General features: G+C 72.2%; 11 protein-coding genes. 5 read left to right on the forward strand and 6 right to left on the reverse strand.

Going from position 1 to position 13,237, the window contains the following annotated elements; genetic code table 11:
- Positions 1–22: 22 nt before the first annotated feature.
- Positions 23–1,009, forward strand: a complete 987-nt coding sequence (locus tag QZL85_RS05285; protein WP_295574531.1) for an o-succinylbenzoate synthase — start codon at positions 23–25, stop codon at positions 1,007–1,009.
- On the opposite strand, the gene QZL85_RS05290 is transcribed toward QZL85_RS05285, so the two are convergent.
- Positions 1,006–1,641, reverse strand: coding sequence for a TetR/AcrR family transcriptional regulator (locus QZL85_RS05290; protein ID WP_295574534.1), 636 nt, complete (start codon positions 1,639–1,641; stop codon positions 1,006–1,008). The genes QZL85_RS05285 and QZL85_RS05290 overlap by 4 nt on opposite strands.
- A 134-nt stretch (positions 1,642–1,775) precedes the next feature.
- On the opposite strand from QZL85_RS05290, the gene QZL85_RS05295 reads away from it, so the two are divergent.
- Both QZL85_RS05295 and QZL85_RS05300 read left to right on the forward strand, forming a co-directional pair.
- Entirely contained in the window at positions 1,776–4,571 is a 2,796-nt protein-coding gene (locus QZL85_RS05295; protein WP_295574537.1) for an efflux RND transporter permease subunit, read from the forward strand.
- Complete coding sequence (locus QZL85_RS05300; protein WP_295574539.1) at positions 4,568–6,748, forward strand: YhgE/Pip domain-containing protein; 2,181 nt, start codon at positions 4,568–4,570, stop codon at positions 6,746–6,748. Before QZL85_RS05295 ends, QZL85_RS05300 begins: the two co-directional genes overlap by 4 nt.
- A 31-nt stretch (positions 6,749–6,779) precedes the next feature.
- On the opposite strand, the gene ccsB is transcribed toward QZL85_RS05300, so the two are convergent.
- Genes ccsB through QZL85_RS05325 form a run of 5 tightly spaced genes read right to left on the reverse strand, consistent with a single transcriptional unit; the run spans position 6,780 to position 11,570 of the window.
- Complete coding sequence (gene ccsB, locus QZL85_RS05305; RefSeq protein WP_295574542.1) at positions 6,780–7,811, reverse strand: c-type cytochrome biogenesis protein CcsB; 1,032 nt, start codon at positions 7,809–7,811, stop codon at positions 6,780–6,782.
- A 10-nt stretch (positions 7,812–7,821) separates the two neighbouring features.
- Entirely contained in the window at positions 7,822–9,549 is a 1,728-nt protein-coding gene (locus tag QZL85_RS05310; protein ID WP_295574544.1) for a cytochrome c biogenesis protein ResB, read from the reverse strand.
- Entirely contained in the window at positions 9,530–10,351 is an 822-nt protein-coding gene (locus QZL85_RS05315) for a cytochrome c biogenesis CcdA family protein (RefSeq protein ID WP_295574547.1), read from the reverse strand. The genes QZL85_RS05310 and QZL85_RS05315 overlap by 20 nt, the downstream gene beginning before the upstream one ends.
- A complete protein-coding gene (locus tag QZL85_RS05320) occupies positions 10,348–10,944 on the reverse strand; it encodes a TlpA disulfide reductase family protein (protein ID WP_295574549.1) in 597 nt (198 codons plus the stop codon). The genes QZL85_RS05315 and QZL85_RS05320 overlap by 4 nt, the downstream gene beginning before the upstream one ends.
- Positions 10,941–11,570, reverse strand: a complete 630-nt coding sequence (locus QZL85_RS05325; RefSeq protein WP_295574552.1) for a histidine phosphatase family protein — start codon at positions 11,568–11,570, stop codon at positions 10,941–10,943. The genes QZL85_RS05320 and QZL85_RS05325 overlap by 4 nt, the downstream gene beginning before the upstream one ends.
- 111 nt (positions 11,571–11,681) lie before the next feature.
- Between QZL85_RS05325 and aspS the strand changes: the two genes are divergently transcribed.
- Together aspS and QZL85_RS05335 are read left to right on the forward strand one after the other, a co-directional pair.
- Positions 11,682–13,022, forward strand: coding sequence for an aspartate--tRNA(Asn) ligase (gene aspS / locus QZL85_RS05330; protein WP_295574555.1), 1,341 nt, complete (start codon positions 11,682–11,684; stop codon positions 13,020–13,022).
- A 32-nt stretch (positions 13,023–13,054) separates the two neighbouring features.
- Complete coding sequence (locus QZL85_RS05335) at positions 13,055–13,237, forward strand: YegP family protein (protein WP_295574557.1); 183 nt, start codon at positions 13,055–13,057, stop codon at positions 13,235–13,237.

The raw sequence follows: 13,237 nt of genomic DNA on the forward strand, positions 1-13,237 counted from the left end.
CCGCGACGGGCAGGATGGGCGTATGACCCTGCCTTCGCTGCCCGAGCTCCTCGCCGGCGCCCATGTCGTCGCCCTCCCCCTTGCGACGCGCTTCCGCGGCATCGACGTCCGCGAGGCCGTCGTGTTCGAGGGCCCCGAGGGATGGACGGAGTTCTCCCCGTTCCCGGAGTACGACGATGCGGAGGCATCGGCGTGGCTCGCCGCGGCGATCGACTTCGGGTGGGCGGCGCAGCCGGCACCGGTCCGCACCCGTATCGCCGTCAACGCCACGGTGCCCGCCGTCGACGCGGCATCCGTCGCGGGCGTCCTGGCCCGCTTCGGCGGATGCCGGACGGCCAAGGTCAAGGTCGCGGAGGCCGGGCAGCGCCTCGCCGACGACGTCGCGCGGGTCCGGGCGGTGCGCGAGGCGATGGGTCCCGAGGGGCGGATCCGTGTCGACGCCAACGGCGGCTGGAACGTGGACGAGGCGGAGCACGCCCTGCACGCCCTCGCCGAGTTCGACCTCGAGTACGCGGAGCAGCCGTGCGCGAGCGTCGACGAACTCGTGGAACTGCGGCGGCGCGTGAAGTACATGGGCATCCCGATCGCGGCGGATGAGAGCGTCCGCCGGGCCGCCGACCCGCTCGCCGTCGCCCGCGCGGGCGCAGCCGACATCATCGTCGTGAAGGCGCAGCCGCTCGGCGGCGTCCGCCGTGCCCTCGAGATCGTGGACGAAGCCGGTCTCCCCGCCGTCGTCTCGAGCGCCCTGGACACCAGCGTCGGACTGTCGATGGGGGTCGCCCTCGCGGCGGCGCTGCCCGAGCTCGACTTCGACTGCGGTCTCGGCACCTCCGCCCTGTTCACCGCCGACATCGTCACGCCGCCGCTCCTCCCCGAGGGCGGGGGACTCACGGTGGGCAGGGTCACCCCGGATCCCGAGCGGCTCGCCGCCCTCGCGGCATCAGAGGACCGGCGCGCGTGGTGGGTCGCACGACTGGCGCGCTGCCACGCGCTCGTGACGAGCGACTAGACCGCGGGCGCCTCGACGAGCACGACGACGAGACGCTCGAGGCGCGCATTGAGCAGCGCCCCGATCTCCTCCCGCGTCCGGCCCTCCATGGCCGCGCGGGTGCACGTGTCGTCGGAGAGGTCGAGCAGGAGCTGCGCCGCATCCGGGACGGGCAGCCGCAGTCGCACGCCGTAGGCGTCGATGACCTGCTCGATGATCTGCTCCACCCGCACCCGCAGACTGTCCTGCCACGCGAGGTAGGCCGCCGCCATGCGCGGATCGCGCAGCGCCTGCACCCGGATCTCGGCGATCAGCTGCGGCTCCATCCGGTCCCCGAGCGAGACCCCGACGACCTGGTCGACGATGGCCGTGGCGTCGAGCGCTCGCGAGCCGGACGCCAGTTCGCGGACGCGCCCGGCCACCTGTTCCAGCTTGTCCTCGGACAGCTGGGTGATGAGGGCGAGGAAGAGTTCTTCCTTCGATTCGAAGTTCGAGTAGAAGGCGCCCCGCGTGAACCCGGCGCGCTCGCAGATCGCCTCCACGGAGGCCGCTGCCATGCCGACGTCGCCGAAGACCTCGTGGGCCGCGTCGAGCAGGCGGGCACGGGTCTGCTCGCGTCGGCGGGAGCCCGGTTTGGCCGACACCTCGATCATCCGGACACCTCCCGTCCCGTCAATCTTCACACCCAGCCCTCAGGGTTGCGAGGTCAGGCACACTTAGGATACATCTATGTATCGGATACAGCGTTGTATCGGAACCTGCTGATCAAATAGCGCTCGGAGCGTCCGTGTCCACTCTTCTGTTCTCCCTCGGCCGCTGGTCGTACCGTCACCCCTGGCGGGTCCTCGTCGCGTGGCTGCTGCTCCTGGCGCTCGCCGGCGGCGGCGCGCTGGTGTTCATGAAGGGCACCGACAACGCCTTCACGATCCCGGGCACCGAGGCGCAGGAGGGCATCGAGCTCCTCGAGCGGACCTTCCCGCAGGCCAGCGGCACGAGCGCGCAGCTCGTCGTCGTGGCGCCGGAGGGAGACCGCCTCGACGAGGGGGACAACGCCGGCGTCATCGCCTCGGCGGTCGACGAGCTGCAGGACATCGACGGGGTCATCGCCGTGACCGATCCGTTCGACGAGATGGTCGCCGGGCTCGTGTCCGAGGACGGCCAGGCGGCCATCGTGCGCCTGCAGTTCGACGGCCAGGCCACGGATGTCTCCGCCGCGACGAAGGACGAGCTGCGGACGGTGGCTTCCGATGTCCGCGCGGACATGCCGGAGGGCTCTTCGGTCGCCATCGGCGGCGACCTGTTCTCCACCTCCGTCCCCGCGATGTCCCTCACCGAGGCCGTCGGCGTGCTGCTCGCGCTCTTCGTGCTGATCGTCACCTTCCGCTCGCTCGCGGTGGCGTTCTTCCCTCTCGCGAGCGCCCTCATCGGCGTGGGTCTCGCGATCGCCCTGATCTACGTCGCGACGGCGTTCGCCTCGATCTCCTCCACGACGCCGCTGCTCGCGATCATGCTCGGCCTCGCCGTCGGCATCGACTACGCGCTGTTCATCGTCGCCCGACATCAGGACCAGGTGCGCGCCGGAGTCGAGCCCGAGGAATCCGCCGCCCGCGCCACCGGCACGGCGGGCTCCGCCGTCGTGTTCGCCGGCGTGACGGTGCTCATCGCGCTGATCGGCCTGAGCTTCGCCGGCATCCCGTTCCTCACCACGATGGGCATCGCCGCCGCGGTGGCGGTCGCCATCGCCGTGCTCGTCGCCGTCACGCTCACCCCCGCGCTCCTCGGATTCGCGAAGGGTCGCGTCGTCGGCTGGGCGCCGCGGCGTCGCCGTCCCCGCAAGACGGCGCGTCCGGCCCGCGGCTTCGCCGACCGCTGGGTCACCGGCATCACCCGGCATCCGGTCATCACGACGATCGCCGTCGTCGCGCTCCTCGGGATCGTCGCGATCCCGGCCGCGAGCCTCAAGCTGGCCCTGCCCAACGCGGGCGTGCAGCCCCCGTCCAGCGAGGCCCGGCAGGCGTACGACCTCACCGCCGAGCACTTCGGTCCGGGAACGAACGGGCCGCTGATCATGACCGGCACGATCGTCACCTCCACGGACCCGCTCGGCCTCATGGCCGATCTGAAGGAGGAGGTCGAGCGCATCCCCGGCGTCAAGGAGGTCGCCCTCGCGACTCCGAACGAGACGGCGGACACCGGCCTCATCCAGATCGTCCCCGAGACCGCCCCGGACGACCCCGCGACCGCCGACCTCGTGCGCGAACTCCGCGACCAGCACGACCGGCTCCTCGACGAGTACGGCGTCGACCTCAAGGTCACGGGCTTCACCGCCGTCGGCATCGACATCTCCGACCGCCTGGGCTCGGCCCTCGTGCCGTTCGGCATCTTCGTCGTCGGGCTGTCCCTCATCCTGCTGATGATCGTCTTCCGCTCGATCTGGGTGCCGATCAAGGCCGCCGCGGGCTATCTGCTCTCCGTCGCCGCGTCGTTCGGCGTCGTCGCGGCGGTGTTCGAGTGGGGCTGGCTCGCCGACCTGCTGCACGTCACGCGCACGGGTCCCGTCATCAGCTTCATGCCGATCATCCTCATGGGCGTCCTGTTCGGCCTCGCGATGGACTACGAGGTCTTCCTCGTCTCACGCATGCGCGAGGACTTCGTGCACGCCAACCGCTCCCGCGGCGGGCGCGCCGAGCGCGCCACCGCCGTCGCAGCGGTCCGGAGCGGGTTCACGGCATCCGCCCGCGTCGTCACGGCCGCCGCCGTCATCATGTTCGCCGTCTTCGCGGCGTTCGTCCCGGAGGGCGACTCGTCGATCAAGCCGATCGCGCTGGGCCTCGCCGCGGGCATCGCGATCGACGCCTTCCTCGTGCGGATGACGCTCGTCCCGGCCGTCATGGCGCTGCTGGGCGAGAAGGCATGGTGGATGCCGCGCTGGCTCGAACGCGTCCTCCCCCACTTCGACATCGAGGGCGAGGCCGTCGAGCGCGAGCTCGCGCACGCCGACTGGCCCGCCCCCGGCGACACGCGCCCCCTGTCCGGCGAGGGCCTCGCGGTCCGCGCCGACGGCGGGCGGGGCGTCGGCGATCTGACGCTGTTCTCCGAGGTCGCGGTCAGCGTGAGCGACGGCGACACGCTGGTCGTCACGAGCACCGACCCGCGCGCCGGCCGCGCCTTCGTGCTGATGGTCGCCGGACGCATCCCGGTCGGCGACGGCCTGCTGCGGGTCGCCGGCCACCTGCTGCCCGGGCGCGCCGCGTGGGTGCGCGCGCACGTCGGCGTGGCTCTGCTCGACGGCGCCGCCGACCCGCTGCGGGAGCTGCGCCGCGCACTCGCCGGCGGTACCCGTCTCGTCGTCATCGACGGCATCGACACCCTCGTCGGCGCCGAGCGCGACCAGGCCGCCGCGCTGCTGCGCGACACGGCCGATGCGGTCCGTGAGCGCGGCCACGCGCTCACGGTCGTCGCCTCGGCCCGCCGCGACGGACCTGCTCTCGACATCCTCTCCGATGCGCACCGCCCGAGCGTCACGACGCTCGCCCTCAGCCCCCACCCCGCCCCCTCCGACACGCAGGTGATCTCCGCATGACTCTCCCCATCGAACGAGCCCGGTCCCGCACACCCGTCACGTGGCTGACCCTGGTCGGCGTGCTGCTGCTGCCCGTCGTCATCGGCGGCATCCTCGTGGCGGCCCTCTACAACCCCACCGAGCGCCTCGACAGCATGAGCACGGCCATCGTGAACAACGATGAACCGGTCACCCTCGACGGGCAGACCGTTCCGCTCGGTCGGCAGCTGACCGCCGGTCTCGTCGAGGGATCCGACGAGCAGCCGAGCAACCTCGACTGGACGATCTCCAACCCCGACGATGCCCGCGAGGGCCTCGCAGACGGCACGTACGACGCCGTCATCACGATCCCCGAGAACTTCTCCGCCGCCGCGACCTCGACGGCGCCCGGCGGCGAGCCCGAGCACGCGACCATCTCGGTCACGACCGCGCCGGACAGCCTCATCGTGGACGACGCCATCACGGCGCAGGTGACCCAGGCCGCGGCATCCCTCATGGGTCGCGAGCTCTCCAGCGTGTACCTGGAGAACGTCTTCCTCGGCTTCACGACGCTGGGCGATCAGCTCGGCGAGGCCGCCGACGGCGCGCAGGCGCTGGCGGACGGCGGCACGCAGGCCGCCGACGGCGCCCGGACGTGGGCCGAGGGGGCAGCGGATGCCGCGAACGGCGCGAGCTCGCTCGCCGACGGCGTGCGGAAGCTCTCCGGCGGGGCCGGCGATCTCGCGGACGGGGCCGACGGCATCGCCGACGGCGCCGCGGGGCTCGGGGACGGTGCGACGAAGCTCGCAGCCGGCACGACCGCGACCGCGGACGGGCTGGACACCTGGGCTGCCGGCGCGGGCGGCGTGTCCGCCGGCGCGACCGATCTGGCTGCGGGCCTGCAGCGGCTCGCCGCCGGTGCCGCGCAGATCCCCGCGGTGCCGCAGGCGGTCGTCGACGGTGCGAACGCCGTCGCCGCCGACAGCGCGGAGATCAAGGCGACGATCACGGATGCGGCCGCCGAGCTGACGCAGCTCGCCGCCGACTGCGCCGCCGCCGGCGGTTCCGCGCAGCTGTGCGCCGACCTCGCCGCGGTCGCATCGGACGCCAACGCGGTGCTGCCTCAGGTGACGGGTGTGATCGACCAGTCCGGCCTGATCGCCGCGCAGGTGGGGCAGTTCGCCCAGTTCGGCCCGCAGCTGACCCAGGGCCTGAAGGACGCCGCAGACGGCGCGACGAGCCTCGCCGGAGGCATCACCGAGCTCGCCGACGGCGCGACCGCGGCCGCGGACGGCGCGCGGCGGCTCGCCACCGGCGCCACCGGCCTCGCCGGCGGCGCCACGCAGCTCTCCGCCGGGGCCGCGAAGCTCGCGGACGGCGCGGACACCTTCGCGGTCGGCGCCGCCGCGGCGGCGACCGGGGCCGAGGACCTGGCCGGCGGCGTCGGCCTCCTCGCCGACGGTGCCGGCAGCATCTCGGACGGCGTGACGACGCTCGCGGACGGCACGGGCACGCTCGCGGACGGCCTCGACACGGCGGCGGATTCGCTGCCGTCGTACACCGACGCGGAGGCCACGGACCTGGCGTCCGTCGTCGCCGACCCCGTGCAGGCGGACGGCATCGGCTCGAGCATCTTCGGCGCCTCCGCCGTGCCGCTCCTGGCGACCCTCGCGCTGTGGTTCGGCGGACTCGCGTCCTTCGTGGCGCTGCAGGCCGTGCCCCGGCACGCGCTGAGCTCGCGCCGCCCGTCTGTCCTGCTGGCGCTGCGCAGCCTCGCCCCCGCGGCCGGGATCGGTGCCCTGCAGGGCCTGCTGGTCGCGGGCGTCGTGCAGTTCGCAGCCGAGTACGACGTCGGGACGTGGGCGCTCTTCGCGGCACTCAGCGTCGTCGCCGGCGTCGCGTTCGCGGCCGTGAACCAGGCGCTCGTGGCGGTCTTCGGCGGGGCGGGCCGGTGGATCTCGGCGCTCGTCGGCGTCCTCGCCGTCGCGACGGGCATCGTCTCGACGGTGCCGGGAGCCCTGTCCTCGATCGCGGGCCTCGCGCCGACGGCGCCGGCGTACACGGCGCTGCTGGCATCGCTGACGCCCGCCGAGGGCGTCATCCCCGGCGTCGTCGGGATGCTGGTGTGGGCCGGCCTCGCGTTCGTCGCGACGATCGTGGCCGTGGCGCGTCGCCGCTCGGCGTCGCCGCGCTCCGTGCTGGTGGCCTCTCCCGCCTGACCCGCCGCGTGGCCGCCGCGCGCGGACGCGGTCAGCTCAGGCCGCTGTAGACGTGCAGGCCCTTGAAGAACTGGTTCACGATCGTGAAGTTGAAGATCACGGCGCTGAAGCCGATGATCGACAGCCACGCCGAGCGGGTGCCGCGCCAGCCGCGGGTCGCGCGGGCGTGGATGTATCCGGCGTACAGGGTCCAGATCACGAAGGTCCAGACTTCCTTCGTGTCGAAGCCCCAGTAGCGGCCCCATGCGTCGTTGGCCCAGATGGAGCCGGCGATGAGCGTGAAGGTCCAGAGGATGAAGCCGACGATCGCGAACCGGTAGGCGAGCGACTCGAGCGCGTCCGCCCCAGGCAGCGTGCGCAGGAACCCGGGGCCGGTCTTGGCGACGGCTGCCCCATCCGCATCGCCGGATGCCGCGACGGTGAGCCGCTCGCGGCGCGCCTGCATGAGCTGGAGGACCGACAGCGCGAAGGCGAGCGCGAAGACGGCCGTCGCGAGCGAGGCGACGAAGACGTGGATGACGAGCCACACGCTCTTGAGGGGATCGGCCAGCGGCACGACCTCGACGTAGTAGGCGAGCGCGGCGCCGCCGAGGAGCACGATGACGAGGCCGGTGAGGAAGGAGCCGAGGAAGCGCAGGTCGTAGCGGAACAGCACGACGAGGTAGACGGCCACCACGAGCATCGTGCCGGTCAGCGCGAACTCGTACATGTTCGACCACGGCACCCGGCCCGCGGCGATGCCGCGCAGCACGTCGGCGGCGACGTGGAAGAGGAAGCCGAGCACCGTCAGCGAGGTCCCGATGCGGGCCCACAGGTACCGCGGGCGCTGCGACGGCGCGACCTCGAGCGCATCCGGACCGCGCTCCGCGACGCCGCCGGCGAGTCCCCCGCCCCCGACGCCGACGAGGACGCGCGCGCCCGCGGCGTCCTTCGCCTTGATCGCGAGGTCGGAGCGACGCGCGAGGTCGATCGTGTAGGCGATGAACGCCAGCGTGTACACGGCGACGGCGGTCCACACCAGCACGACCGAGACGGCATCCATCGACAAACCGGTGTCCAACATGATCTCCAGTCTACGGGCGGGTTCCGGGCGCAACCCCGGGCGCGACCGCCGCCGCACCCGCAGGTGCGAGGCGCGCGAGCGCCGCGGCGTGGTCGCGCGCGAGGTCGGCGACGGCGCCGCGGATGGCGGGGTCCTCGCCGCGCGCGAGACCGGCGTACTCGACGCGCAGGGTCGACCCCTCCGGCGTCGCCTTGACCCACAGCCGGCGGCGCGGCACGAACAGCGCCGCGAGCAGGCCGAGGACGGCGAGCGTCGCGAACGCGAGGACCCACGGGGCCCCGACATCGCGGTGCACCGACAGCGAGACGTAGCGCTTGACGCTCTCGACCGCACCGCTCGCGGTCTCGTCCTCGAACGTGATCGTGCCGCGGCCGCCCGGCAGATCCACGGTCTGCCCGGGGGCGAGCTCGAGCGACTCGACGCCGCTGTCGCCACCGGCGACCTGCGTCATCCCGTCCGGATCGAGCGTGTAGACCGAGCGGGGGGTGCCGTCGTCGATGCCGAGGTCTCCGGCGTACACCCACAGGGTCATGAGCGGGTTCAGCAGGTCGCCGAACGCCGACGTGACGGCGCCGCTCTGCATCGTCGCGGCGGTCGGGTAGAAGAACCCGACGAGGCCGAGCTGCTCGTCGAGGCCGTCGGCGATCTTGATGACGCCCTGCGAGGTCATGTTGGCGTCCTGCGGCAGGAACGGCACGGACTCGCTGAAGACCACGTCGCCCTCCGGGTCGCGCACCGTGACGGTCGGCGCGTAGCCGTTGCCCATGAGGTAGATCCGGTCGCCCGCGACGTCGAGCGGATGGTTGACCCGGACGACGCCGTCCCGCGGCTCGCCCTCCGGTTCCCGCACCGTCAGGTGCGCCGCGAAGTCGCCGGCCTGCCCTTGCCCTGCCTCGCCGAGCGGGGTGTAGCTGACGTCGAACCGGTCGAGCGTCAGCGTGTACGGCGGCAGGCTGCCGGTGTCGACGAAGCGACCGGGGTTGAACGAGGTGTACCCGAGGCCCAGCGAGTTGACGAAGCTGTCGTCCTCGGTGATGACGGTCTGGCCCGTATAGGTGAGGCCGCCCCCGATGCCGACCGCCAGCAGCACGCCGACGAGGGCGCCGTGGAAGACGAGGTTGCCGGTCTCCCGCAGGTAGCCGCGCTCCGCGGAGACCGACGCCACATCCCGCGCGTCGTAGCGTTCGACGCGATAGCCGGCCTTCTTGAGCTGGATCTGCGCGGCGTCGATCGCCTCGGCCGCCGCGGCGGCGGCATCCGCCCCCTCCGGCAGCTCGACCACGGCTTCCGCATGGTCGTCGAGGCGGGCCAGCCGCGCGGGCGTCCGCGGCGGTCGGGCCTGCAGCGCCGACCAGTGGTGCCTGGTCCGCGGGATGACGCAGCCGATGAGCGAGATGAAGAGCAGGATGTAGATCGCCGAGAACCACGCCGACGTGTAGACGTCGAACAGCTGCAGCGCGTCGAGCACGGGGAAGAGGTCGGGGTTGTCGGTGCGCCACTGCGTGACGCCGTTGGGATCGGCGCTGCGCTGCGGCACGATCGAGCCCGGGATCGCGGCGATCGCGAGCAGGAGCAGCAGGACGAGGGCCGTCCGCATGCTCGTGAGCTGCCGCCATCCCCAGCGCAGCCATCCGACGACGCCGAGTCGCGGCTGGGCGATCGCGGTGTCCGGAGCGGGCGTGTCGGCGTGATCGGCCGGACGGAGCGGATCGCTGACGTCAGAGCGGGAGTTGGACACTGCCGATCACCCCCGCGAGCTGCGACATGATCGCGGTCCACAGGCCCGTCACCATGAGCACGCCCAGGACGATCAACAGCAGGCCGCCGGCGATGTTGACGACCCGGATGTGCCGGCGCAGGAACGCCACCGACCGGGAGGCCCACCCGAAGCCGACGGCGATGAGGACGAACGGGATGCCGAGCCCCAGCGAGTAGGCGAGGGCCAGCACCGCGGCGCGGCCGGGGTCGGCCTGCGAGTACGCGATCGAGAGGATGGCGGCGTAGGTGGGGCCGATGCAGGGCGCCCAGCCGATGCCCATCGCGACGCCGAGGAGCGGCGCGCCGATCAGACCCAGGCCCTGTCGCAGCTGCGGGCGGAACGTCCGCTGCGCGAACCCGAACACGCCGACGAAGACGAGCCCGAGCCCGATCACGACTACGCCGAGGATGCGGGTGATGACGTCCTGGTACTCGACGAACAGGCGGCCGAGCGAGCCGGCGAAGACGCCCATCGCGACGAACACGACGGTGAAGCCGGCGATGAAGAGCAGGACGCCCACCAGCAGCCGGCCGCGGCCCGCGGCATCCGTCAAGGCCTTCACGGCGACGCGCGAGGACTGCGCGCCGCCCGCCATGCCGTCGGCCGGGTCGTCCGCGGGCGGCGCGTCCTGTCGCGGGGCGACGGCTCCGCCGAGGAAGCCGAGGTAGCCCGGCACGAGCGGGAGGACGCACGGCGAGAGGAAGGAGACGAGACCGGCGAGCGCGGCGATCGGGATCGCGAGCCACAGCGCGCCGTCGAAGACGATCGCGCCGGCGTTCACAGATCCTCCGCGAGGGCGTCGGCGACGAGCGTCTTCAGGATCGACGCGCTCGCCAGCTGCCCGATGAACCGCGCCGCGACGCGGCCCTGCTTGTCGAGGACGAGGGTCGTGGGGGCGGCCTGGATCGGCGCGACGCTCTGCAGAGCGAGCTTCAGGTCGGCGTCGCTGCGCGCGAGCAGCGACGGATAGGAGATGCCGTACGTCGCCTCGAAGCTCGTGGCCTGCGCGGGGCCGTCGTAGATGTTGATGCCGAGGAAGTCCGCACCCTCGTCGGAGACGGCGCCGTAGACCTCCTCCAGGAGCGGCGCTTCGGCGCGGCACGGCCCGCATCCGGCGTACCAGAAGTTCAGGACCAGGACCTCGCCGACGTAGTCCGCGCTCGAGACCGCAGACCCGTCCACCGCGACGCCGTCGAAGACGACCGGCTCACCGCGCTCGGCGAGCGGGATCTCCTCGAACGATCCGTCACCGGAGATGAAGCCCTGGTTGCTGCCGGACTCGTAGAGGTCGTTCAGCCGGTCGTTGGGGCTCGTGCAGGCGGCGAGGGTCGCCGCGAGAGCGAGGGCGAGCGCGGCGGCGGCGATCCGTCTCATACCGCGCCCACGTCCACGGCGCCGTCGGTCACGGCCGGCTCGACGTAGGAGACCTCGCGCCACCGATCGCCGTCCAGCTCGAAGCTCGTGACGCTGGAGAGCGCGCAGCGGCGGTGCCGCGGGTCGTGACGCAGCGGCTCGCCGGCGACGGCGAGGTGCGTGACCCAGATCGGCAGCTGGTGCGAGACGATGACGACGTCACCGGATGCCGTGCGGCTCCACGCGTCGCGCATGGCGGCATCCATCCGCGCGACGACCTGCGCGTACGGCTCGCCCCAGCTCGGCACCGACGGCCGGAGCAGATGGCGCCAGTTCAGCGGGTTGCGCAGCGCCCGGCGCATGACCTTGCCCTCGAACACGTTGGTCGGCTCGATGACGCGCTCGTCGATGACGGGCTCGGCGCCGAACAGCTCGGAGAACGGCTGCGCGGACTCGCGGGTGCGCTCCAGCGGCGACGCCACCAGGGCGCCCAGGGGCCGCTTCATCGCGTGGACGTGCTCGGCCGCGGCGCGCGCCATCCGGTGGCCCGCGACACTCAGCCGGAACCCCGGAAGGCGCCCGTAGAGCACGCGATCGGGGTTGTGAACCTCCCCGTGACGCACGAGATGGAGGCGGGCAGCTGGCACCCGGCAAGTCTACGTGGGCGGGCTCTGTGGGCGGGCTGAGTGCCGGGCGGGCTGCGGGCGGGAACCGGCCGCCGTCGGCCGTGGACCCCCGCCCACGTAGACTGGACGATCGTGAGTGAACGCGTTCTCGTCCAGCAGCTGCACAGCCTCCCCGACGGCCCGGTCTCGGTGTCGGGATGGGTGGAGACCGTCCGCGACCAGAAGAAGGTGCAGTTCGTCATCCTCCGCGATGAGACGGGCGCCGTGCAGCTGGTCAACCCGGCCACGCGCGCGAACCCCGAGATCGCCGATCAGGATGCCGGTGCTCTCGCGCTGACGAGCCTCATCTCCGAGCTCAGCACGGGCACGTTCCTCACCGTGACGGGCGAGCTCAAGCACGACGAGCGCGTGAAGCTCGGCGGCGTGGAGATCAAGATCGCCGCCCTCGACGTCGCCGCGGCCGCGCTTCCGGAGACGCCGATCGCGCCGGACAGCGGTCAGGACAAGCGCATGGACTGGCGCTTCCTCGACCTGCGGCAGCGCCGCAACAACCTCATCTTCCGCGTGCAGACGACGCTCGAGCACGCGATGCGCAGCTACTGGGTCGAGCGCGACTACATCGAGGTCCACTCCCCCAAGCTGATGGCCACGGCCTCCGAGTCCAATGCGGAGCTGTTCTCTCTGGAGTACTTCGGCGACCAGACCGCCTACCTCGCGCAGTCGCCGCAGTTCTTCAAGCAGATGGCCCAGGTCGCCGGCTTCGGCAAGATCTTCGAGATCGCCCCCGCCTTCCGCGCCGACCCCTCCTTCACGAGCCGTCACGCGACCGAGTTCACCTCGATCGACGCGGAGATCAGCTGGATCGAGTCGCACGAAGACGTCGCGACGATGCAGGAGGAGCTCCTGCAGAGCGCGATCCAGGCGGTCAAGGACAAGCACGGCGCCGAGATCGAGGAGCTGTTCGGCATCGAGGTGCAGGTGCCCGCGATCCCGTTCCCGCGCATTCCGCTCGCCGAGGCGCTCGAGATCGTCAAGGCCCGCGGCTACGAGGTGCCGCGCACCGACGGCGACCTCGACCCCGAGGGCGAGCGCCAGATCTCCGCGCACGTCGAGGAGACCTACGGCCACCAGTTCGTGTTCATCACCGACTACCACCCGGAGATCCGCGCGTTCTACCACATGCGCGATGAGGAGACCGGGCTCACGAAGAGCTACGACCTGCTCTTCAAGGGCGTCGAGATCACGACGGGCGCGCAGCGCGAGCATCGCGTCGACGTGCTCATCGAGCAGGCCAGGGAGAAGGGGCTCGAGCCCGAGCACCTCGACTTCTACTTCGACTTCTTCCGCTACGGCGCCCCGCCGCACGGCGGGTTCGGCATGGGCCTTGCCCGCGTGCTGATGCTGCTGCTCGGCGAGTCCTCCATCCGCGAGGTCACCTACCTCTTCCGCGGTCCCACGCGCCTCGCGCCGTAAGCCCGCGCGGGACGCCACGGAGGGGATCCGACATGGCAGGCACATTCGAGCTCTGGGTCGACAAGGGCGGCGACTGGCGCTTCAACCTCAAGGCCACCAACGGGCAGGTCATCGCGACCAGTCAGGGCTATGCGTCGAAGGCGAGCGCCCTGGGCGGCATCGAGTCGGTCAAGAACAACGCGCCCGGCGCCGAGGTCGTCGAGATCGGGAAGTAG

Source organism: uncultured Microbacterium sp., from assembly GCF_900078385.1.
Classification (GTDB): Bacteria; Actinomycetota; Actinomycetes; order Actinomycetales; family Microbacteriaceae; genus Microbacterium.

Excerpts from the sequence above, each read along its gene's own strand:
- QZL85_RS05285 (WP_295574531.1), top strand. The coding sequence starts at position 23 with ATGACCCTGCCTTCGCTGCCCGAGCTCCTCGCCGGCGCCCATGTCGTC.
- QZL85_RS05290 (WP_295574534.1), bottom strand. The coding sequence starts at position 1,641 with ATGATCGAGGTGTCGGCCAAACCGGGCTCCCGCCGACGCGAGCAGACC.
- QZL85_RS05300 (WP_295574539.1), top strand. The coding sequence starts at position 4,568 with ATGACTCTCCCCATCGAACGAGCCCGGTCCCGCACACCCGTCACGTGG.
- ccsB (WP_295574542.1), bottom strand. The coding sequence starts at position 7,811 with ATGTTGGACACCGGTTTGTCGATGGATGCCGTCTCGGTCGTGCTGGTG.
- QZL85_RS05320 (WP_295574549.1), bottom strand. The coding sequence starts at position 10,944 with ATGAGACGGATCGCCGCCGCCGCGCTCGCCCTCGCTCTCGCGGCGACC.
- QZL85_RS05335 (WP_295574557.1), top strand. The coding sequence starts at position 13,055 with ATGGCAGGCACATTCGAGCTCTGGGTCGACAAGGGCGGCGACTGGCGC.